This window comes from Aureimonas psammosilenae (assembly GCF_009176975.1).
Classification (GTDB): Bacteria; Pseudomonadota; Alphaproteobacteria; order Rhizobiales; family Rhizobiaceae; genus Plantimonas; species Plantimonas psammosilenae.
This window is the reverse complement of record NZ_WEZG01000009.1, coordinates 108,464-128,703: the sequence shown is the minus strand read 5'-3', so window position 1 is coordinate 128,703 and position 20,240 is coordinate 108,464. Positions and strand designations below refer to the sequence as shown.

Here is a 20,240-nt window from a genome sequence, read left to right as displayed (position 1 = left end):
ATAGGCGGGGACCGAGGCAATCCGACAACACAAGCCGATGGTTAACGTTTCTCTGAGACCTCGCGCCTAACCTTCGCCCGATTCCGCCTGCCTTAGGCGATTCGAAACATTCTCATCCGATTTTTCGCCACGCGCCCGTTCCCGACCGGAGTTCAAGACCGCCGATGACCATCATTTCCAAGGCCGCCAAAGCCGCTCTTGCCGCCGGTGCCCTTTTTGTCGGATTGAGCGCCGGTCAGGCCTCGGCCGCCACCTGCGGCAACAACGCGGCCGGGTTCCCGGCCTGGCTCGCCCAGTTCAAGCAGGAAGCGGCCGCGCAAGGGATCTCCGCCCGCGCCATCGACTCCGCTCTCGGCGGCGTTTCCTACGATGCCAAGGTCATCAGCCTCGACCGCAACCAGAAGAGCTTCAAGCTCTCGCTCGACCAGTTCATGGAGCGCCGCGCGCCCGCTTCCTATATCCAGAAGGGCAAGTCGGTCATCCGCCAGAACGGGGCCCTGCTCGATTCCATCGAGCGCCGCTACGGCGTCCAGAAGGAAGTGCTGGTCGCGATCTGGGGCATGGAAACGGGCTTCGGCGCCAATTCCGGCTCGATGAACATCTTCCGTTCGCTGGCGACCCTTTCCTATGATTGCCGCCGTTCGGACTTCTTCACGGAAGAATTGATCGCGGCCCTGGAGATCGTCGATCGCGGCGACAAGCGCGCCGAGGACATGAAGGGCGCCTGGGCCGGCGAGATCGGCCAAACGCAGTTCCTGGCCAAGAACTACCTGAAATACGCGGTCGACTTCGACGGCGACGGCCGCCGCGACCTCATCCGCTCCAAGGCCGACGTTCTGGCCTCCACCGCGAACTTCCTGCGCGAGCACGGCTGGCAGCCGAATGCCGGCTATGGTCCGGGCGAGCCGAACTATCCGGTCTTCGCCGACTGGAACCGCGCCGTGGTCTACCAGCAGGCCCTGTCGCTCTTCGCCTCCAAGATGGCGCAGTAAAAAGCCGATATCTCGACGGCGGCCTCAGGCGTCGCCGTCGAGTTCCGGATAATCGCGGAAGATGCCCTCCGTGGTGAAGGGCAGGCGGCGCGGGCTTGCGAGATAGGCCGCGATCCCCGGCTCGGCCCGCACGCGCTCGGTCAGCGCCTCGACATGAGGGAAGCGCCCCGAGAGGGCGGCGGTCGCGCGGGGAAAGGCGTAAGCCAGACCTTCGCGCACCTGGAACAGGCCGAGATCCACATAGGTCAGGCGGTTGCCCACAAGCGTTCCCGAACGCGTGGGGTTGTTCGCGATCAGCGTCTCGTACCAGCCGAGGAACTTCGGGATGCGCTGCGACCGGAACTCGCCCGCCCGGCGCGATGACTCCGGTTTCTGATCTTCGTAGTAAAGCGACACGCCGACGGGATGGTGCACGTCGTGCGCTTCCGCCACGAGATCGGCCGTGGTGACGGCGATGGCGCGCGCCCATTCCCTCAGGGCTTCATCCTCCGGTGCCCAGCCGAGCTTTTCGCCGAGATAGGCCGAGATCACCGCCGACTGCGACACGAGCACCTCGCCGTCCTTGAGGAAAGGCGGCGCGAGGGGGATGGGATAGCCGCCCTTCCCTTTCATGAAGGCCATCATGCCTTCCACGCCACCGTTCTCCACGTCGTCGAGCCGCGCCATGTCGCGATAATCGGCGCCGGCGGCTTCCAGAACGAGGCGCGGAAACTCGCCGCGTCCCTGGATCGACGGCCAATAAAAAAGATCGAAGCCCATGCTCCAAGCCCTCCTCCCGGTTCCGCATGATCTGGCGCGGAGAGCCGCGCTAGACAGGGCAGGGTCGCTGATCTAACGCGGGGGCGTTCCGGCTCGCCCCGCGCCCTCACAAGCGCCCGCGAGCCGGCTTCAAGGAGAGTCGATATGGAAACCGCATCCGTCGTTTCGGCGGACAAGGCGTCCTCCGTTCCGCCCGGCGCCTCGTGGGGGGCGCATCTGGGCGCGACGCTGGCGCTCGGGAGCCCGCTCGTCGGCGCCCAGCTCGCGCAGATGGCGATCCACGTCACCGACACCCTGATGGTGGGGCGCCTCGGCACGACCGAGCTTGCCGCCGCCGTTCTGTGTACGCAAGGCTTCTATCTCGTCTGGATCTTCGGCTCGGGCTTCGCGCAGGGGCTCCTGCCGCTGGCGGCCAGCGCCGAAGGGCGCGGCGACCGGGCCGGCGTCCGGCGTTCGGTGCGCATGGGCTTCTGGGCGCTTGGGGCTTACGGGCTCCTGATGCTCGTGCCGCTGTGGCATTTCGAGGCCATCCTTCTGGCGCTCGGCCAGGAAGCGGAAACCGCGCGGCTCGCCGGCTCCTTCATGCGCGTCTTCGAATGGGGCCTGATCCCCGCCCTCTTCATCGCCGGCTTCCGCTCGGGGCTTAGCGTCGTCGGACGCGCCGGCACGATCCTTCTCGTGACGCTGGCGAGCGTCGTCCTGAATGCCGCACTCAACTGGGTGCTGATCTTCGGCCATTTCGGCTTCCCAGCCCTTGGCCTCAACGGCTCGGCGCTGGCCTCCGTCCTGACGAACGTCCTCGGAGCGCTGGCGCTCTTCGCTTATTGCCGCTGGGCGCGGGGATTAGAGGATTACCGCTTCCTTCAGCGCATCTGGCGGCCGGACTGGCCGGCCTTCCGGGAGATCCTGCGCATCGGCTTGCCGGTTTCCACCACGATCATCGCCGAGGCCGGGCTCTTTGCCGCGTCTTCCGTGATGATGGGCTGGCTCGGTACGGTGACGCTGGCCGCGCATGGCATCGCGCTGCAGCTCGCCTCCATCGCCTTCATGGTGCCGCTCGGCCTGTCGCAGGCGGCCAGCGTCCGGGTCGGCGTCGCCTTCGGCCGGCGCGACTGGCTCGGCCTCGGGCGCGCCGCGTGGTCGGCGATCGGTCTCGGTTTCGCGGCCGGGTGCTGCGGGGCGATCCTGTTCTGGGCGGCGCCCGGTTTTCTCGTCGGCGCTTATCTCGACAAGAGCCATGCCGAGTCCCCGGCCATGCTGGCGGAGGGGGTGCAGCTTCTGGCGGTCGCGGCGGCGTTCCAGCTCGTGGACTGCCTGCAGGTCGTGTCAGCCGGCGTGCTGCGCGGCCTCGCCGACACGCGCGTTCCGATGATCATGGCGCTCGTCAGCTACTGGGGCATCGGCATGCCGGTCGCCTGGGTCCTGGCCTTCACGGCCGGGCTCGGCGGGGTCGGCATCTGGGCGGGGCTCGCCGCCGGCCTGTTCTTCGCCGCCGTCATGATGACGGCGCGGGTGGCGATGCGCGCGCGGCTCGGCCTGACGCCCGCCTGACAAGAGAAAGGCTGCGCTCTCCGCCCTGGAGATCCGCAGCCTTTGCGCGTCATCGTTTCGGATGGATCAGGCGCAGCTCTTGGTTCCCGAGCCGTCGACGGACTCGATCTGAACGCGGGCGACGCCCGAATGCACGAAGTCGAGCTGGCGGGCCGCACCCTTGGAAAGGTCGATCAGGCGCCCCTTGATGAAAGGTCCGCGATCGTTGATCGTCACGACGATCGAACGGTTGTTCTTAAGGTTGGTGACTTTAACCTTGCTGCCGAGCGGCAGGGTCTTGTGAGCTGCCGTCATGGCAGCAGGGTTCATCATTTCACCGGATGCGGTGCGTGAACGAAGCGAGTACCAGGAGGCACCCCCGCAGGCGGTCTTCACCTTGGCGGTCTGCGTCGCGGTCTGTGCGGATGCGATATGCGGAATTGAAATCGTCGAAATGGCGATGGCGATGGCTGTCAGAGCGGCAGTCTTCAAACCCCTCGGTCCTTATCCCGTTGATTTTCCGCGGGTGGCCGAGCTTCAGAAAACCTGACCCCCTCGTTGCCCCCGCGGCTAGCGAGGGGACAGATGCCGGGCGGTCAGGGTCAAAATTGGGTCAGTTCCATCACGTGATGTTAAAAAGCGTCATATTCAAGAAATATTTGGTGATGGTGAAAATGCGGCATCGCCTATGAGAGAGGGAAGAGCGTCCCGAAATGTGGGAAAAGAAAACGTGTATCCGGACTGCCTGATTTTGCGGTTCGAGACCCGTTTATTCTCGCCATAAAAGGAACGCGCCATAGGGGAAAGCGCGGCTTCGTCAAAATCCACGAGCGGCGGGACCGGCAGTCCGGCGAGGGTCGCGGCATGTTCCACGACGTCCTGCGGCGGGGCGGGCTCGTCGTCCGTGACGTTGAAGACGCCGCCTTCGCGCCGGGTCGCCAGATGGAGAAGCGAGCCGGCGATGTCTTCCACATGGATGCGGTTGAACACCTGCCCCGGCTTGGCGAGACGCTTGGCTTTGCCTTCGCGAAGATTCACGAAGGCGTTGCGCCCCGGACCGTAGATGCCGGACAAGCGCAAGGTTGCGAGCGGCGTTCCCCGTGCCTCCGCGACGCGCCGCCAGTCTTCTTCCGCCGTCACGCGCTGGCGCGAGCGCTCCGATCGCGGCGCGACGGGCGTGTCCTCGTCCACCCAGGCACCGCCATGGTCGCCATAAACGCCGACCGTCGACAGATAGCCGATCCATTCGAGCCGCGCGCAGCCATGGCCGATCCGGTCGCGATATTGCCGCAGCACCGGGTCGCCGGCGGCATCCGGCCCGGCGGACACGAGAAGATGGGTGACGCCCTCCAGCGCGGCGTCGATCCCCTCCCCCGGATGCTCGCCGTCGAACAGGAAGGGCTTGAGGCCCTTGGCCGCGAAAGCCGCCGCCTTGTCGGGCGAGCGCGTGGTGACCCCTGCGATCTCGCTTGAGCCCAGCTTGGCAACGAAGGCGGAAGCCGAATAGCCGCAGCCGAACACGAAGAAGCGCATAGGCGAAATCCCGAACCGTTGAGGAGATCAGTCTATAGCGTGCCGCACGCCGGCGTCAGGCCTCGGCTGTGCCAACCGCCAGCCATTCGCCCCGCACATCCGCATCACTCTCGCGAGCCAGCGCATCCTCGCGGGTTGCCATCGCCTCGACGGGTGCCAAACGTCCGAGCGCCCAAACCGCCATCGCGCGGACCACCGGCGCATTGTCATGCAAGAGTTGCCGGACGAGCGGCAGAAACACGGCCTCGCCCGAATTGCCGGCGGCGATCAGGCAGTTCGACACGAACTTCGCCCGACCGACCCGTTTCACCGGCGAGCCGGAAAACAGGGCGCGAAAAGCTGGATCATCGAGACGGAGAAGATCGGCCAAAGCCGGCGAGCGCAGATCTTCGCGCGCCACGAGCTTGGCTTCGCGTGCGTTCACCGCGAACTTGTTCCAGGGGCAGACGGCGAGGCAATCGTCGCAGCCATAGATGCGGTTGCCCATCTTGGGACGCAACGCGAGCGGCACGAGCGCCTTGGTCTCGATGGTGAGATAGGAGATGCAGCGCCGCGCATCGAGCTTGTAGGGTTCGGGAAAAGCGTCCGTCGGGCAGGCGTCCTGGCAGGCCCGGCAGGAGCCGCAAAGATCGCGGCCCTGCCCGTCCGGCTCCAAGTCGAGCGTCGTGAAGATCGAGCCGAGAAACAGCCAGGAACCGAAGGCGCGGCTGACGAGATTGGTGTGCTTGCCCTGCCAGCCGAGCCCGGCCGCTTGGGCCAACGGCTTTTCCATCACGGGCGCGGTGTCCACGAAGACCTTCACCGCGTGGCCGGGATCGGCCTTGGCGAGGAGGCGCCCGCCGAGTTCCTTCAGCCGCCCCTTGATGACGTCGTGATAATCGCGATGGCGGGCATAGACGGAAATACCGCCTCGATCAGTGCGCGAAAGATTGGCGAGCGGGTCCTCGTCGGGGCCGTAGTTCAGCCCGAGCACGATGACGCTACGGGCCTCCGGCCATATCGCCTTCGCCGAGCGGCGACGCTCCAGCGTTTCCGGCATCCAGCCCATGGTGCCGTGCCGGCCTTCAGCGACGAATTCCTCCAGCCGTCCGGCGGCGGCGGCATTCTCCTCGGCCCGCACCACGCCCACGGCATCGAAGCCGAGACGCCGCGCATCGGCATCCAGAAAGCGGCGGAGGGCGGCGGGATCGCTCATCGCCCTCATATAGGCTTAACGCGAGCGCCTAGAAATCGAGTTCCGCATAATGGGCAACCGGCGGCAGCCCGCGCACCTTCTCCACCAGGAGCGGTCGGAAGGAAGGACGCGACTTCACCCGCATGTACCATTCCTTGGCCAGCGGCTCGCCGTCCCAGGAAATCTCGCCGAGATAGTCGAGGATCGATAAGGCGCCGGCGGCGGCGAGATCGGCATAGGTCATGCGATCGCCCGACAGCCAGTTGCGGCTTTCCGCCAGCCAGCCGACATAGCGCATGTGGTGCTTGAGATTGGCTCTGGCCGCGCGGATGGCCGAGGCGTCGGGCGCACCGCCCCCTTCTTCGGGCCGCATCTCCTGCTTGAACACGCGCTCGCGGACCAGATAGCGCGTCACCTCGTTTTCGAGCTTGGCCAGGAACCAGTCCACGAGGCGCCGCACCTCGGCGCGCTCGGCCGGCGTTTCCGGCAGAAGGCGCTTGTCGCGCTGGAAGACGCCGCGCGTTTCATCGAGATACTCGGCGATCACGGTGCCGCCGACGATGGGCGGCCCCGAATCCTCCAGAAGAACCGGCAGCGTCGCGGCTGGGTTGAGGGCCAGGAAGTCGCGGCGTCGCTCCCAGGGGCGCTCGTCCAAGAGTTCCGGCCGCTCGCCATATTCGCCGAGCACAAGTCGGACGAAGCGCGAGGCCGCCGACATCGGATGGTGGTGGAGCCTCAACATGACAAGGGCAGGACGTCCATACGCAACCCATGCGAAACCGGACGCCGGACGCGCCCAAAACCGCAACCTGCCGGCAAGTCCTTGACGAAAGGCAAAGGCGCCGGACGGCCGGGTCGGCCTCGCCGGGCAAGGCTGTGGAGAAACGCAAATAGCAGGTCGGCGCGCGCCAGCAAGTCTTTAGAGGCTGTTATGGACCATAGACGAGCATCGTGCTGTCTGGTCTGGTTCGCCGGGTAGGAGCCGGATGCAGCCGGTAGCGGGGCTACCGGCAAACGCCGGCGACGCACTCCGGCGAGCCAGACCAGACAGCCCGGAGGGTGGGATGAGCGAAGCCATCCGGGGCGTCGGCGAGACTTGCCAAGCCGCCAGGCTTGGCTGCACTCGCCTCCTGCCGGACTGGACTTCGCTGATCCCACACGATGCTCGTCTATGGTCCATAACAGCCTCTAGAAGCGATCGAAGCCGCTCGCAGCCCTTCATGAACGCCTTTGGCCAAGCTCCGGCAGGCACCACCTTTTTCGCGTAGCCTCCAAAAAATTCTGAGCATGGTTGACGCTTCTGTGCGAGACGGGGCCCAAGGCGGCAGCGCGCCGCGCGAAGGAGTTTCCCGCATGGACCTCGGGTCGATCCTCTCCGCCGTTTTTCTCGGCGTTCTCGAAGGCCTCACCGAATTCATTCCCGTTTCCTCGACGGGCCACCTCATTCTCGCCAGCCACTTTCTCGGCTTCCACACGACGGGCAACACCTTCGAGGTGCTGATCCAGCTCGGCGCGGTGCTCGCCGTCCTGTCGGTCTATGCCAAGCGCCTCTGGGAGATCGCCGTCACCTTTCCGACCGTGCCCGAAAGTCGGCGATTCGTGTTCGCGGTCGCCCTCGCTTTTCTGCCAGCGGCGGTGATCGGCGCTCTTCTCCACGACTTCATCAAGACGGTGCTGTTCGAATCACCCACGACGATCTGCGTGGCGCTGATCGTCGGCGGCGTTCTCCTGCTTCTCGTGGACAAGATGGCCAAGGCGCCGCGCTACACGCGGCTGATGGACTACACGCTGCCCTTGTCGTTCAAGATCGGCCTGTTCCAGTGCCTGGCGATGATTCCGGGCACCTCGCGCTCGGGCTCCACCATCGCCGGCGCGCTTCTCATGGGCGCCGACAAGCGCTCGGCGGCGGAATTCTCCTTCTTTCTCGCCATGCCGACGATGCTCGGCGCCTTCGTGCTCGACCTCTACAAGAACTACGACCAGTTGAACTCGGCCGATGCGACGCTCATCACCATCGGCTTCGTCACCTCCTTCATCTCGGCGGTGATCGTGGTGCGGACGCTTCTGAACTTCGTGTCCCGCCACGGTTTCGCGCCCTTCGCTTATTGGCGGATCGGGATCGGGACGCTCGGCCTGCTGGGGCTTCTGGTTCTGGGCTGAGGCAAGACAAAGAAAAGGCCCCGCTTTTCAGCGGGGCCTTCGATCCGGTGCGAGCCGGGCGCAGATCCCGTCAGGCGGCTTCGCTGTCGCGCTTCAAGCCGCCGGCATGGATCTCGGGCTTGGTGAACTGCCCCTGCGGGCGGAAGCGGATGAGATAGGTCGGAAGAACCGCGCCGATCGATTCAGGATTGATGCCGAAGGCGGCAAGGGTGCGGCCTTCGCGGATGGCGGCTTCCGACACGACGTTGTCGTGCTGCAACTGCTTCACCTGATCGCCCGTCAAAGGCGGGCTCGGCAGCCAGGACGTGAGGTCCGCGATGCGGCTCGCCGCACCGAATGGGATCGTCAGGAAGCGGCGCTTGCGGTTCACCACTTCCAGCATGATCTCCATCATCTCGCGGAAGGTGAGCACCTCGGGGCCACCGAGTTCGAAGCACTGCCCGGCGCCCCGGCCGTCGACCGTCATCGCGATCGCCTCGGCGACGTCGTTGACGTAAACCGGCTGGAAGCGTGTCTCCCCCCCGCCGACGAGCGGCAGGAAGGGCGACAAGCGCGACATATCGGCGAAGCGGTTGAAGAACTTGTCCTCCGGGCCGAACACAATGGAGGGCCGAAGGATCGTCGCATCCGGAACAGCGGCGCGCGCCCGCGCCTCGCCTTCCGCCTTGGAGCGGGCATAGGCCGAATCCGAGGAGGCCGACGCCCCGATGGCGGAGACGTGGGTGAGCTTGGCGCCGGCCGCGCGGGCGGCTTCCGCCACCGCGCCCGCCCCTTCCGCCTGAAGCGAGGAAAAAGTCTGCTTGCCCGATTCCGACAGGACACCGACAAGGTTGATCACGTGGTCGACGCCTTCCACCGCGCGATCCACTGTCCAGCGATAGCGCAGGTTCGCCTGCACCGGCATGACCTGCCCCATATTGCCGGCGACCTGCACGTAGTAAGCGAGATCGGGCCTGCGGCAGGCGATGCGCACGCGATGCCCGCGCCGGGCCAGGGCCCGGGCGACGTAGCGGCCGATAAAGCCGGACCCGCCGAAGACCGTGACCGTCTTGTTGAGATCCACCGCCATTTGCTCGTTCGCCTTCGCATGGGCGGCTATGAGGGGCCGCACGATCCATTCCGTTGCGGTGGTCATAGCGCCGCGCGGTTCTGCCGAAAAGAGGCGTAATGTCTCCGGGTGTCCCGGATGGCGTTCGGAAACGATGGCGGCGGAGGTTTAGGGCGACGCCAAGCCGCCGATGGCGGCGGAGCCAAGGTCCTCTGGACAGGTAAGATGACGCACAAGCCCGATTGACAGGACCAACCCGACCCCCTAAAGCTCCGGCCCGTGCCCAGGTGGCGGAATTGGTAGACGCGCACGGTTCAGGTCCGTGTGCCGCAAGGTGTGAAGGTTCGAGTCCTTTCCTGGGCACCAATTCACCGGAATGTTCCGGGAAGCCAAATAGTTAAGTCGCAGCAGAGGTTTGTTGGGAACATCCTGTTCAACAGGAGTGTTCAACGGTGCCTCTTGCCATGCCCCGCCCGATGAAGCGTTCCGCCTCCACTTTCCATCAGTTCATCCAGCGTATCCCTGCCGATGTCATAGGGATCGCACGGGGCCGAACGCTCAATCTTCCGGTGGGACAAGAGACGATCCGCGTGGCGTTGTCGGCAAAGGCGCTCGATGTGCGCTGCTCTCTGCGGACCCGGGATCCGGGCGAAGCAAAGGCCCGTCAGGCTGCAGTCACAGCTTACCTAGAGCGGGCCTGGCGAGCCATGCGAGCCAAGCCGGTGGTTCTCTCGCAGAAGGAAATCACCGCACTTGCTGGGCTTCTGTATCAAGATCTAACGGCGAAAATGGAGGATGAACCCGGCGAGGTCGGCATATGGCAGGCGGTCATCGATCGCTTCCAGCACGAGCGGGAAGCTGGGACGCTGGAGACATGGTTTGGCAGCACGGTCGACGAGCTTCTACTTAGCGAAGGATTGAACGTCGCCGGAGAAAGCCGCACGCGCCTTCTGGAGGCTGGGGCTTCGGCCCTAGTGGATGCCGCCGGCCGGCTGGGCAGGAACGCCGAAGGCGACTATGCGCCCGATCCTAAGGCCAACAGGTTCCCGCAGTGGGCCCCCAAGAAGGCCGCCACCGCACCAAAGCCGGTTCCGTCTGGCAAAGGCTCAACCGTCCAAAGTTTGCTTACGAAGCTCGCTGCGGAACGTGCCTACGCGCCGAAGACCGTTTCCGAGTGGACCCGCAGCATCAGCAGCCTAACCGATCATGCCAGCACTGTTGTCCCTTCCGAGATCACGCCCGACCACATCATCGCCTGGACCGACGCGCTGGTTGAGAAGGGCCTGAGCGCGAAGACCATCAACGAAACGTACCTTGCTGCTGTGAAGGCGCTGTTCAGGTGGGCGAAGGCAAAACGACAGATCGCCTACAACCCAGCCCTGGACGTCCCGAAGGTCGCGCGTCGGGATGAAGGAGGCGACAAGAGGGGCTTCACCTTGGCCGAGGCGCAGACAATCCTCACCGCTGCCACTAGCGAGACCACGCCTTTGCGCCGCTGGGTCCCATGGCTTCTAGCTCACACAGGGGCCCGCGCTGGCGAGGTCGTTCAGTTACGCCGCCAGGATGTCCGACAAGACCCCGAGACAGGGATCTGGTTGATCGACATATCGCCTTCGGCCGGTCGGTTGAAGAACAAAGCATCGGCTCGTGTGGTCCCCCTGCACCGGCAGTTGGTCGACATGGGGTTCCCAACTTGGGTGGCAGGCCAGAAGCGCGAACGCTTGTTCTATGAAGAGCGGCCGGGGGAGGCCGAAGACGGCAAGCGGTCTCGGAAGTCGGTCGCCATCAATCGCCTTGGGGATTGGGTCCGCGCCCTGGAACTCACAGGCGTCCTGTCTGGCGAGGTAAGCCCAAACCACGGCTGGCGGCATCGCATATCGGTGGAACTGACCAACCACGAAGTCATCGAGACGGTACGTCGGCGGATCACTGGGCACACCCTGGACGGTCAGGACAACCGCTATGTCGGGAAGCTCGCGCTGGAACGCATGAGGGAAGCTGTGGATCGCCTCCCAGCCTACGATGTCAGCGCCGGCTCCGAAACACTATAGCGAGCGCCGCCAGCGCATTCTGAAGCAGTGAAGATTTGCCGATCGAGCGACAATAGGCACCGGGCTGCCTAAACGAGCTTGACTACGCGATCTTCGAACCCATGCCAAAGCGGGTAAGATGCTGATTGGCATGATAAAAAACAGATCTCGGCTGCCTTACGAGAGTAGACGAGCCAACCCGCTGCTGCTACCCGTGATCATCCGATGCGGCGAGCCCGAGGGCCCACCGCAGGACCCATCCGACAATCACGCCCGCCGACCATGCGGGACGACGGAACGCCAGCTCGGCGCCCGTAGGGGGCTGCCGTGCCGCGCTGGTGTGACTATGGCAGCAACCCGAGGGGAACCAGTAGCATGTGCATCAAGATCGGTCGGCGGTTCGAACTTGAGTGGACCGGCAACCTTTATGTCAAGGCGCCGTGGTTCGGTGGGAAGGTGTGGGAGGCCTTTTGGGATCGCAGCGAGGAGCATCCGGTCAGCACGCTCGATCGCCCGTACCTGCCGGCCTGACGCCAGCTTACGACATCCTGTTGGTCACTGCGGTTCGACCGCGACGAGATCGAGCGAGCTGACCTGCGTTGGCGGACCATGGGTGACCAACCCTTCGACATTGAGATGTTTGGGGCAAAAATCTGAGAGGGCAATCGATGGCAAGGAGATGCCGCAAGACCCCCCATGGGGTCGCTTCCCCTGGCACGTCGCCTCCGATCCGGTAGGCTGGTGGGCGGGGTCTATCGAGCCTGCCTCTAACACCCAGCGCGACACCACGCGGACCTCATGTCCCAAGACGGTAGGGGCGTGAAACGCCGCCTAACGATCCCGTCAGTGATTCCTCGGAAGGAACCAGCATGAGCATTGATGTGACGACTTACGATCTTGAGGGAGGAAGGCGCCTCAGGGATTTGATGGCCAACCCAAGAAACCAAGCGGACCTCATCCGCACCTTCGCCGAAGGCATCTAGTTGTGAGGCGAGGCTCAAGGTCTCCAATATCTCACGTTGTCAAATGGCCAAACGTTCGATAGGTCTAATGACAACAGGCGGCAAGGCTGATCCAACCGACTTCTCCCGCTGGCTCTCTCAAGGTCCCCGCCGTGTCCCATACCCGCCCCGCTGCCGCTCATCGGTTTGTCTCGTACCTTCGAGTCTCTACCGCGAAGCAGGGCAGCGACGGGTTGGGTATCGACGCGCAGCGGTCGGCCGTGGAGGCATATGTTCAACGGATGGCTGGCGCCAACGCAACGGTTCTCCACGAGTACCTTGAGGTCGAGAGCGGCCGGCGGGACGACCGCCAACAGCTTCGGGCCGCCATCGAGCATGCGCAGCTCTCTGGTGCTCGCCTTGTCATCGCCAAACTCGATCGCCTCAGCCGCGATGTGCATTTCCTCAGTGGCCTGCAGAAGGCCGGCGTGGATTTCGTGGCGGCCGATATGCCGGATGCGAACGCCCTCACCGTGCATATCCTGGCTGCGGTAGCCCAGCACGAGCGGGAGATGATTTCGGCTCGCACGAAGGCCGCTCTCGTGGAGGCAAAGCGGCGCGGCGTGAAGCTCGGGAACCCGAACGGCGCCGAAGGGATCAGGCATCTTGGCACCGGCAGAGCCGTGGCGGCCATCACCGCGAAGGCCGATGCGAAGGCGAAGCAGCTTCAGAAGGCACTAGCGAGGATCGAAGCGGATGGCATTACCACTGCGCTCGGGACCGCCAATGCATTGAACGAGCGGGGCATCCTGTCGCCCCGTGGTGGCGCGTGGACGGCCACAGCGGTTCAACGGCTCCGCAAGCGACTGGCGGTCGGCGAGGTCAGCCTGTGAGCATCCTCGCGAACATCTTTCTGTCCCAGTCTCTCTGGGTCGGTCCACAATTTGTAACGTTGGGTGAAAGACCGTGAAGAGCTGCATAGCGCCGGGATGCATCAGCATGACGGTTTCTAGGTACGGTAGATATTGCCGCGCCCATGCTACCAATCTGCGACGGAACGGCGGCATCAACCAGCCGGCCGTCACCAAAGCCATGCTGGCCCCTTACCTGAAGCTCGTCGCCGCTCGACGGGAGAAAAACCCAGGCGCGGCTCTGTGGGACCTCTTGGACGCCGCATGGGAGAAACTGGCCGAGAGCGCTGCAGCCGCCAATAGGTCCTTCTGCGCAGGCAAGACGACCATCACTTATCAGCTTCGCGCCGCCGATGACATCGCCAGGTTGGCGCAGGAAGACCGCCGGGAGGTCATCGATACCGCCCTGGCTATGTTCATGATGTGGGAGCTGGAACCGCGTCGCTTCGGGTCCGACCAAGGGTTCCAGACGCAGCTCGTCAGGCGCGTCCGTGGCGTCGGCGATGTCAACGTCGGCGGCGGGTGGAACAACGCAGAGGGGAAATTTAAGCGGCGATATAAAGACCTTCCACCCAGGACCGCCGCGATCCTCGCCGATTGGCTCACCAAGGCCTTTGGAGCCGGTGGTCTACGCCTCGCCGCGCTTGAGGTTCGGGACATCGAAGCCCGGCAGGCCAGCGCTCAGACACTCCGCAGCGCCCTTGAAGAAATCCAGTGACCGCTGCCGGTGACAGCGCCGACGATGCCGGCCTCATCGATCCCGACGAGACGGCCTTAGAGATCGCCAGGGAGCGCCGCCTGAACGCATGGCGTCGTGCCGGGACGGATCGTGCCCGGGCGGTCGTCAACGAAGTGGTGAAGCGTCTAGAAGAGCATGAGGCCGCCAAAGCCATTCGAGCGAGAGCCCGGAAGGCGGCCGATCGGGAACGCATGGCTGAGGTCGTGGATGCCATTGTGTCCGACCTCGCGCACCTTCATCTTGGCGGGCTGGATGCGCGGCGCCGCATCTCGCGATCGAACCGGAAACTCAGTGGGAAGACAAGGTATCGCCCAAAAGCATTCGGCCAGGCGGTGCCGGCTATCCTCGACGCTTTGGCCTCACCTGAACTGAGGATCATCGACCAGGCCATCGGTAGTGACGGCGGCTTCGACAAATTGCAGGCGCGTGAGACCACCATCAGCATGGCACCGGCCTTACGTGAACTGGTGGACGCTGCAGCCTTGGGACCGGCCGACTTCATCGAGTTGGACGTAGCCGAGACCATCATCCTCCGAAGTGTCCCGATAGGTGACGGCCCTTTCCGGGTCGTGAACGAGATCGACTATCCAGAGGATGCCGAGACCGGGCGCATGCGGGAACAGATGCACCAGATCAACGGATGGCTTGCGGCGGCCGACTTGGCGTTCGATGACCCCGAAGACCTCCACGGCGAACACCCGACGCCGGACATCCAGGACCGCCGGCTGCGGCGCATATTCACCCGCGCCAGTTTTGAAAGCGGTGGTCGGCTATACGGCGGCTGGTGGCAGAACATGCGGGCCGCTCGGCGACTTCGAGGGATCACGATCAACGGCGAGCAGGTGGTGGAGCTGGACTACGGGCAGGTTGGGCCCCGCCTCGTCTATGGGATAGCTGGCGCTCCCCTGCCCGATCACGACCTCTACGCCGTCCCAGGATATGAAGACCACCGAGACGGCATCAAGCAGATGATGAACGCCATGCTCTGCAAGGAAGGTCCGATCGTGAGGTTTCCGAAGGAGGTCAAGCGGCTCTTCGCCAGGAACACCAGAGCCGGAACGGTGGTGGCTGCCATCGGGGACCATCATGTGGCGCTTAAGGCCTTCTTTGGCACCGGCCTCGGGCATGAGCTTCAGTTCCGCGAGAGCGAGATCGTAGCCGACCTTCTCATCAACCTACAGGCTGACGGCATCGTCGCCTTACCGATCCATGACGCCCTCATGGTGGCAGCCAGCGATGCCGATCGGGTCGAGCATGAGATGCGAGAGGCGTTCTATCGACGCTCTGGTGTTCAAGCCAGGGTATCAAGGAAGGGAGACACTCAAGAGAGGATGACATCACTCTGTGATGATGGTCTCGTCCCCACAACTCCTACTCATCAGCCAGAGCTATCCCTTCAATAGTACTGGTGTTTGGGCTTTAGGCGCTCCCCATAGGGGGCGTCATAAGCCTCCACCGCCGCCCACCTGTCCCGCATCCGAGACCCAGACATGACCTCGCTCGCCTGTCCCGTCGCCGGCCAGCCTTTCCTCCTGATCCACACAGACGGCTCGTGCCTCGGAAACCCAGGGCCCGGTGGTTGGGCCGCAGTCCTTCGCCGGATCGACGCATCGAGCAAAGTGGAGAAGCGGAAGCCCTTCTCTGGGGGCGAGGTCCACACGACGAACAACCGCATGGAGTTGACGGCGGCCATCATGGGCTTGCGAGCGCTCAAGCGGTCCCAGCTGCCGGTCGTGGTCGTGAGCGATAGCAACTACGTCCGAAGCGGCATTACCGAGTGGTTGCCCGGTTGGAAGGCGAAAGGGTGGAAGACCTCAACGCGTCAGCCGGTGAAAAACTGTGTCTATGGATGGAGTTTGAGAAGATCGCCACGACACAGCGGATCGATTGGCGCTGGGCGAAAGGCCATGCTGGGGACGAATGGAACGAGGAAGCCGACAGGCTGGCACGGAGGGAGGCAGAAGCGCAACGATGGGCGGCTTTATCAGCGAGCCGCTTCCTTCACTCGACCTCTTCGAGTTCTAAAGCATCAGTCGGCAGGCGTTTTGCACCTTGCTTTACGGCTCGCTCCTGATTGATCGTGAACAGCCGAGCCAAAACTTCATCGTCCGGCAGATCGACAGGCCACCCGTAGGCTGTAGCCACAGCGGCATCCAACGCACTATGGGCATGATCGAGCCATGCCGGGCGCTCATTGTAGAGGTTCGTCAGCGTCCGTTTCTGGAGCATCTTGGCGGCCTCCGCGCTCACCGGCAAGATGCGATCTGGATAGCCCCGGACCACCTCCGGTTCACGGTGGACTAGATCGTCCGGGTTCAACCAGTTTTCCCGAAGCTTGTTTAGGTGGGCGGCTGCGACAGCAATCGCATGAGCGCGTGGGTCATCGGCGTAGGACGATGCCAGCACGTTCGGAGTAAGCCCTTCTGGGAAAGGAAAAGTCTCGAAGCAGCTAATTGCGTTGTATTGTGGATCATTTCCGACCCCATGCCACCCGCCAGTACGTAAAGACCATAACTCGTGGTAATGGGAAATCAAAATCCCGAAAGTTGTATCGTCGTCTCTTGCAATCGCGACCAGCCGACTGTCGGGGACCGTAGTTTTTGAAGCGAACAAGAACAGTCTATGCTTCGCCACTCGGGGAGTAACTATATATCTATTGAGATTTGTAATTGCACGTCGTAGCGCGGGGCGCGGGCGTTCATGAAGCCACCATGCGTTGCCATAACTCCGCTTCCGGGCCAACCGCTCCGGCTTTACCTCTCGCTCGACATGACAAAAAGGCGCTGCGTACAAAGCAGCCTCTTGGAGGGAGCACTCCGGTCCGAAGTCGATAATCCATTTGTCGGAAGGCCTGCGCACAACATCCATTCCATTGATCCACGGTCGCAATACATCAGCATTTTGGTGGCCGTTCGGGTTCGATGGCAATTTCAGCAAACGCCGCGCCTCTTCCCCATCAATTTCGAATGAGCCGGATTTCTGATTCCCGATAAAAGCAATGTTGGCATTCTCTTTGAGTTGATAAGCCTTCGTCAGGTCCACTTCCGAAGCCGAGAGGTCGGCATTAATCCGCGAAACCGGCTTACCATCCAACAGTGGGATTTCACCGCTGCTCCGCTTGCCATAGGCTATCATAGACACGCGAACGGCTGCGCCTTCGACCGTCCATGGTTCATCGTCCCAAACGGCGACAAATCCGGGCCCTTCAGCGATTCGGTCAAGCACCTTACGGTTTGCACCGCCCCTAACCGAATTTGTGGTCACAAAACCAACCCGACTGGTCCCACCCCCTTGAAGAGCTTCCAAACCTTTCGAAACCCAGAAGAGAACGAAGTCAGCTCCTCCAGGCACTCGTCCGCTATACGCAGCGCGAACCGCCCTTGTGTAATCTTCGCCGAGTTCGCGAACCATAACCTTGTCACCCAGGAAGGGTGGATTGCCAACTATGGCATTGGCGTCGGGCCATTTTGCTTCAGCTCCGCTCTTATCGAGGAGTGCATCCCTACACTCGATAGTATCCAACGGTTTCAAAATAGGATTGGAGGGTGGTGGGAAGCCGTTTCGGAGTGACCATTGGATTTCACCAATCCAAACAGATACCCGCGCCAGTTCGGCCGCATATGGGTTGAGTTCGATGCCACGGACCACTTCGGGTCCGATGGATGGAAAGCCGCGCGGCAGCCCTAGTGTTTCCGCTTCAACCTGAGCACGAAGCTCAAGGTCTTTCAGTTCGCGGAGCGCAATATAGAGAAAGTTGCCTGAGCCGCAGGCTGGGTCCAGAACGCGGAAATCGCCCAGTCGCTTGAGATAGCTCTTCAGAATTGCTTGCGCTGACGCTTCTGCTTTAGTCGCGGCACCACCACGCCCCCCCTTGATCCGGGTACCGAGTCGTGCATGCGTAGCTTTCTCCATCAGGGCGGCAATCTCAGCCTTCGCAGTTTCCCACTCGGCTGCCAACGGATCCACGACAACAGGCCGCACGATCATCATGATCTTCTCGTGGTCGGTGTAGTGAGCGCCGAGCTGGGATCGCTTCTCGGGGTCCAGGCCACGTTCGAACAGGGTGCCGAGGATGGATGGGTCGATGTCGCCCCAATACTGGCCCGCCGCTTTACGAACGATCTTGATTTCGTCCTTCGTCAGGAGGAACACGCGGTCGTCGTTGAAGAGGCCGCCGTTGAACCATGCGACCTTCTCGAAGCCGACACGCCCGCCCTTACGCATGGCCCCGAACAGGTCGCGGGCGAAGTCCTCGAACTCGGTAGGATCTTCGATGGCACGGTCCAGCATCCGCGTGAACAGCGTGTCGGGCAGAAGCTTCACGTCCTCCGCGAACATGCAGAAGATCAACTTGTTGACGAAGTGCGCCACCTCTTCCGCCGCGTGGCCGCGCTGACGAAGGGACCGGGCCAGTTCCGCAAAGTCCCCGGCGACCTCTTCCGTCAGTTCCTGCCGCGTCTTCTTCGGCCGAAGGGCCTCTGGATCAGACAAAGCCGCCTTCAGCCAGCCTCGCTTCTGCGCGTCCCCAAGCTCGGCGACCGGGATGACGTAGGTGTGCGAGACGGAGTTCGTCCAGTTCGTATGGATGCGGATCGTGGTTCCGATGTCGGAGACGATCAGGAGGGGCGGGTTGTCGAGCGCGACGGCGTAGCGTTGAAGCTGAGCGAAGGCGGCATCAAGGTTGCCGTGGGTGCCCTTGTACTCCCAGCCGAAGTGGCCCCGTTTGAACACGTCGGCAAAACCCCGGCCGCCCGTCGTCTTCGCTGCGCCGTACTCGAAATCATAGTCCGCCCCATCCGGGTCCGCCTCGGCGGGCGTCGGCTCATCGAGCAGCCGGCACAGGTCAATGAAGTGCGCTTGCGCTGCTGACCGCTCCTTCCGCGACGTATTCTGCCAACGCGTGATGAACTCGTGCGGCGTCATAACTCCCCCAAGCTTGCTGACTTGAGGTTGTAGCTGGATGGTTTCGACGCGTCACTAATCACGAAGCGTATTCACCAAACCTCGACGCGGAAGCCAGTTCTCAATGCGGATCTATGGCTTGAGCGAGAAGCAATCGCCGGGACCCAGCGGGTGATATGGAGGTGCCAGCGGCGACACGTTGGAGAGGCGATGAACGAGGAAGTGGACGGGTTGGCGCGGCAGCATTGGCGAACTGTAGGTCCCTGTCGATAGGGATCCCACCCCGCCTGTGCGGGAATCAGGCTTCCCCTCTTAGGTGCGTTTCTCCGCCCAAGCGACGATCCGCCGGAGCAGGCCGGACTCCCATGCGGACGCGACCTGGCCCTCGACCATCCGTTCACCCTGAAGGATCGTGGTCAGGAGCCGAGCCGCCTGCAACGGTGACGCCTTCGCCAGCTTCTTCGGGTCGTCGCGCAGCGCTGTAGCCTCAGGCGAATCTTTCCATTTCGCGTAGCTCCAGCCCGACTGGATGATCCATTCCGTCCGCCACAGCGTGTGGAGGAACGCCTCCGCCTCCTCGTCGAACTCGTAGAACGGGAACTGCACTGAGCCGTCCTCGTGCTTCGGCGACCGCCATTCGCCGAGCGAGTAGCCGGGACGGTCGAGCACCTCTGCGAAGGCGGCGATCGGGGTCGGGTCGGGCGAGAACACCGGGTCGTTAAGGCCGAACTGCCGGGTCAGCAGCTTCTGCTTCCAGGCCTCCTCGAGCCGCTCGATACCTTCACCAGAGTTGGCGATCTCGAGCACCGACACCCGGTACGGCATGGGCCCGCGCTGCTTCAGCATGACGTTACCGCCGTGGCCGTTCGCGGCGTACTCGGCAAATCGGCCCCAGAGGCTCTCGCCGCCCTTGGCGGAGCCGACGTAAAGGTCGCCGGTCTCCTGGCAGGCTAGGACGTAGACGCCCTTCACCGCCCGCAGCACCTCCTTCCACTGCTCCGGGATCGTCTCAATCGTCGCAACGTCGTGCCGGAAGTCGGCGAAGCCTGGAAACGGAGGGTCTGCGACGGCGCGGCGGATCTCCAGCACCGGCTTGTCCTGCTTTCCGGCCCTCTGCGTCCAGGCGAGGTAGCCCCTGCCCCAGTCGACGACGAGCTTACCACGGTACTCGGCCAGCCGCTCGTCGCGGTGGATGTCGTAGAAGAACTTGCCGTCCGTTGCCTTGCCGCTGACCGGGTCGACTAGGTCCGGCGGCGTCTTACTCTTGGCCGTCACCTCGTAGAGCCCTATGAACAACGTCTCACCGGCGAGCGTCACAACGAAGCTGGCGAGGATCGAGCCGACCGGGAACCGGTCCTTGCCCTGGATGCGTTGGTAGAGTTCGAGCGCCTCGGGCTCGGTCCGCCAGAGGACGTGGGGTGCCCGGCCTTTCAGCGCCCGAGCGTCTTGGTGCCTCACGAGGACGACTTGCGCGGGATCGACGCCTGCGCTCCGTAGCAACGTGTTGAAGCCGATCATTCT

At 63.5% G+C, this 20,240-nt stretch carries 17 protein-coding genes, 1 tRNA gene and 1 pseudogene; 11 read left to right on the top strand and 8 right to left on the bottom strand.

Features of this window, described 5'->3' with window-relative positions:
* Positions 1-164 precede the first annotated feature (164 nt).
* Complete coding sequence (locus F9929_RS16145) at positions 165-992, top strand: lytic murein transglycosylase (protein WP_152047615.1); 828 nt, start codon at positions 165-167, stop codon at positions 990-992.
* Positions 993-1,016: 24 nt separating this feature from the next.
* On the opposite strand, the gene F9929_RS16140 is transcribed toward F9929_RS16145, so the two are convergent.
* Positions 1,017-1,751: a glutathione S-transferase gene (locus tag F9929_RS16140; RefSeq protein WP_152047614.1), complete on the bottom strand. Its 735-nt coding sequence runs from the start codon at positions 1,749-1,751 to the stop codon at positions 1,017-1,019.
* A gap of 144 nt (positions 1,752-1,895) precedes the next feature.
* On the opposite strand from F9929_RS16140, the gene F9929_RS16135 reads away from it, so the two are divergent.
* Positions 1,896-3,302: an MATE family efflux transporter gene (locus tag F9929_RS16135; RefSeq protein WP_152047613.1), complete on the top strand. Its 1,407-nt coding sequence runs from the start codon at positions 1,896-1,898 to the stop codon at positions 3,300-3,302.
* A 66-nt stretch (positions 3,303-3,368) separates the two neighbouring features.
* Here the strand turns inward: F9929_RS16135 and F9929_RS16130 are convergent, their stop codons facing one another.
* Positions 3,369-3,677 (bottom strand): septal ring lytic transglycosylase RlpA family protein, encoded by a 309-nt coding sequence (locus F9929_RS16130; protein WP_235919366.1) that lies wholly within the window; start codon positions 3,675-3,677, stop codon positions 3,369-3,371.
* Between F9929_RS16130 and F9929_RS24495 the strand changes: the two genes are divergently transcribed.
* On the top strand, positions 3,595-3,831 hold the full coding sequence (locus F9929_RS24495; protein WP_235919367.1) for a hypothetical protein: 237 nt from the start codon (positions 3,595-3,597) through the stop codon (positions 3,829-3,831). The genes F9929_RS16130 and F9929_RS24495 overlap by 83 nt on opposite strands.
* A 98-nt stretch (positions 3,832-3,929) precedes the next feature.
* Here the strand turns inward: F9929_RS24495 and F9929_RS16125 are convergent, their stop codons facing one another.
* Genes F9929_RS16125 through F9929_RS16115 form a run of 3 tightly spaced genes read right to left on the bottom strand, consistent with a single transcriptional unit; the run spans position 3,930 to position 6,730 of the window.
* Positions 3,930-4,814, bottom strand: a complete 885-nt coding sequence (locus F9929_RS16125; RefSeq protein ID WP_152047612.1) for an SDR family oxidoreductase — start codon at positions 4,812-4,814, stop codon at positions 3,930-3,932.
* A 55-nt stretch (positions 4,815-4,869) separates the two neighbouring features.
* On the bottom strand, positions 4,870-6,018 hold the full coding sequence (gene queG, locus F9929_RS16120; RefSeq protein WP_152047611.1) for a tRNA epoxyqueuosine(34) reductase QueG: 1,149 nt from the start codon (positions 6,016-6,018) through the stop codon (positions 4,870-4,872).
* Positions 6,019-6,037: 19 nt separating this feature from the next.
* Positions 6,038-6,730, bottom strand: a complete 693-nt coding sequence (locus F9929_RS16115) for a glutathione S-transferase family protein (RefSeq protein ID WP_152047610.1) — start codon at positions 6,728-6,730, stop codon at positions 6,038-6,040.
* Positions 6,731-7,341: 611 nt separating this feature from the next.
* On the opposite strand from F9929_RS16115, the gene F9929_RS16110 reads away from it, so the two are divergent.
* Positions 7,342-8,148 (top strand): undecaprenyl-diphosphate phosphatase, encoded by an 807-nt coding sequence (locus F9929_RS16110; RefSeq protein WP_152047609.1) that lies wholly within the window; start codon positions 7,342-7,344, stop codon positions 8,146-8,148.
* Positions 8,149-8,218: 70 nt separating this feature from the next.
* Here the strand turns inward: F9929_RS16110 and F9929_RS16105 are convergent, their stop codons facing one another.
* Entirely contained in the window at positions 8,219-9,217 is a 999-nt protein-coding gene (locus F9929_RS16105) for a complex I NDUFA9 subunit family protein (protein ID WP_152047686.1), read from the bottom strand.
* A gap of 260 nt (positions 9,218-9,477) precedes the next feature.
* On the opposite strand from F9929_RS16105, the gene F9929_RS16100 reads away from it, so the two are divergent.
* From F9929_RS16100 to rnhA, 7 genes and pseudogenes are all read left to right on the top strand, one after another.
* Positions 9,478-9,562, top strand: a tRNA-Leu gene (locus tag F9929_RS16100).
* 110 nt (positions 9,563-9,672) lie between these two features.
* Positions 9,673-11,247 carry a site-specific integrase gene (locus F9929_RS16095; protein ID WP_193227801.1) on the top strand — a complete coding sequence of 525 codons (1,575 nt, stop codon included), beginning with the start codon at positions 9,673-9,675 and terminating at the stop codon, positions 11,245-11,247.
* 354 nt (positions 11,248-11,601) lie between these two features.
* Positions 11,602-11,757 carry a hypothetical protein gene (locus F9929_RS24090; protein WP_193227800.1) on the top strand — a complete coding sequence of 52 codons (156 nt, stop codon included), beginning with the start codon at positions 11,602-11,604 and terminating at the stop codon, positions 11,755-11,757.
* A gap of 583 nt (positions 11,758-12,340) precedes the next feature.
* Entirely contained in the window at positions 12,341-13,060 is a 720-nt protein-coding gene (locus tag F9929_RS16090; protein WP_152047607.1) for a recombinase family protein, read from the top strand.
* Between the two features lie 106 nt (positions 13,061-13,166).
* A complete protein-coding gene (locus tag F9929_RS16085; RefSeq protein ID WP_152047606.1) occupies positions 13,167-13,796 on the top strand; it encodes a hypothetical protein in 630 nt (209 codons plus the stop codon).
* The gene (locus F9929_RS16080) at positions 13,793-15,220 is read left to right on the top strand and encodes a hypothetical protein (RefSeq protein WP_152047605.1); all 1,428 of its coding nucleotides are present in this window, start codon (positions 13,793-13,795) and stop codon (positions 15,218-15,220) included. Before F9929_RS16085 ends, F9929_RS16080 begins: the two co-directional genes overlap by 4 nt.
* A gap of 87 nt (positions 15,221-15,307) precedes the next feature.
* Positions 15,308-15,891, top strand: a pseudogene (gene rnhA, locus F9929_RS16075) (ribonuclease HI).
* On the opposite strand, the gene F9929_RS16070 reads toward rnhA, so the two are convergent.
* Both F9929_RS16070 and F9929_RS16065 read right to left on the bottom strand, forming a co-directional pair.
* Complete coding sequence (locus F9929_RS16070; RefSeq protein WP_152047604.1) at positions 15,819-18,740, bottom strand: class I SAM-dependent DNA methyltransferase; 2,922 nt, start codon at positions 18,738-18,740, stop codon at positions 15,819-15,821. The pseudogene rnhA and the gene F9929_RS16070 overlap by 73 nt on opposite strands.
* A 291-nt stretch (positions 18,741-19,031) precedes the next feature.
* Positions 19,032-20,237 carry a DUF6508 domain-containing protein gene (locus F9929_RS16065; RefSeq protein ID WP_152047603.1) on the bottom strand — a complete coding sequence of 402 codons (1,206 nt, stop codon included), beginning with the start codon at positions 20,235-20,237 and terminating at the stop codon, positions 19,032-19,034.
* Positions 20,238-20,240: the final 3 nt, after the last annotated feature.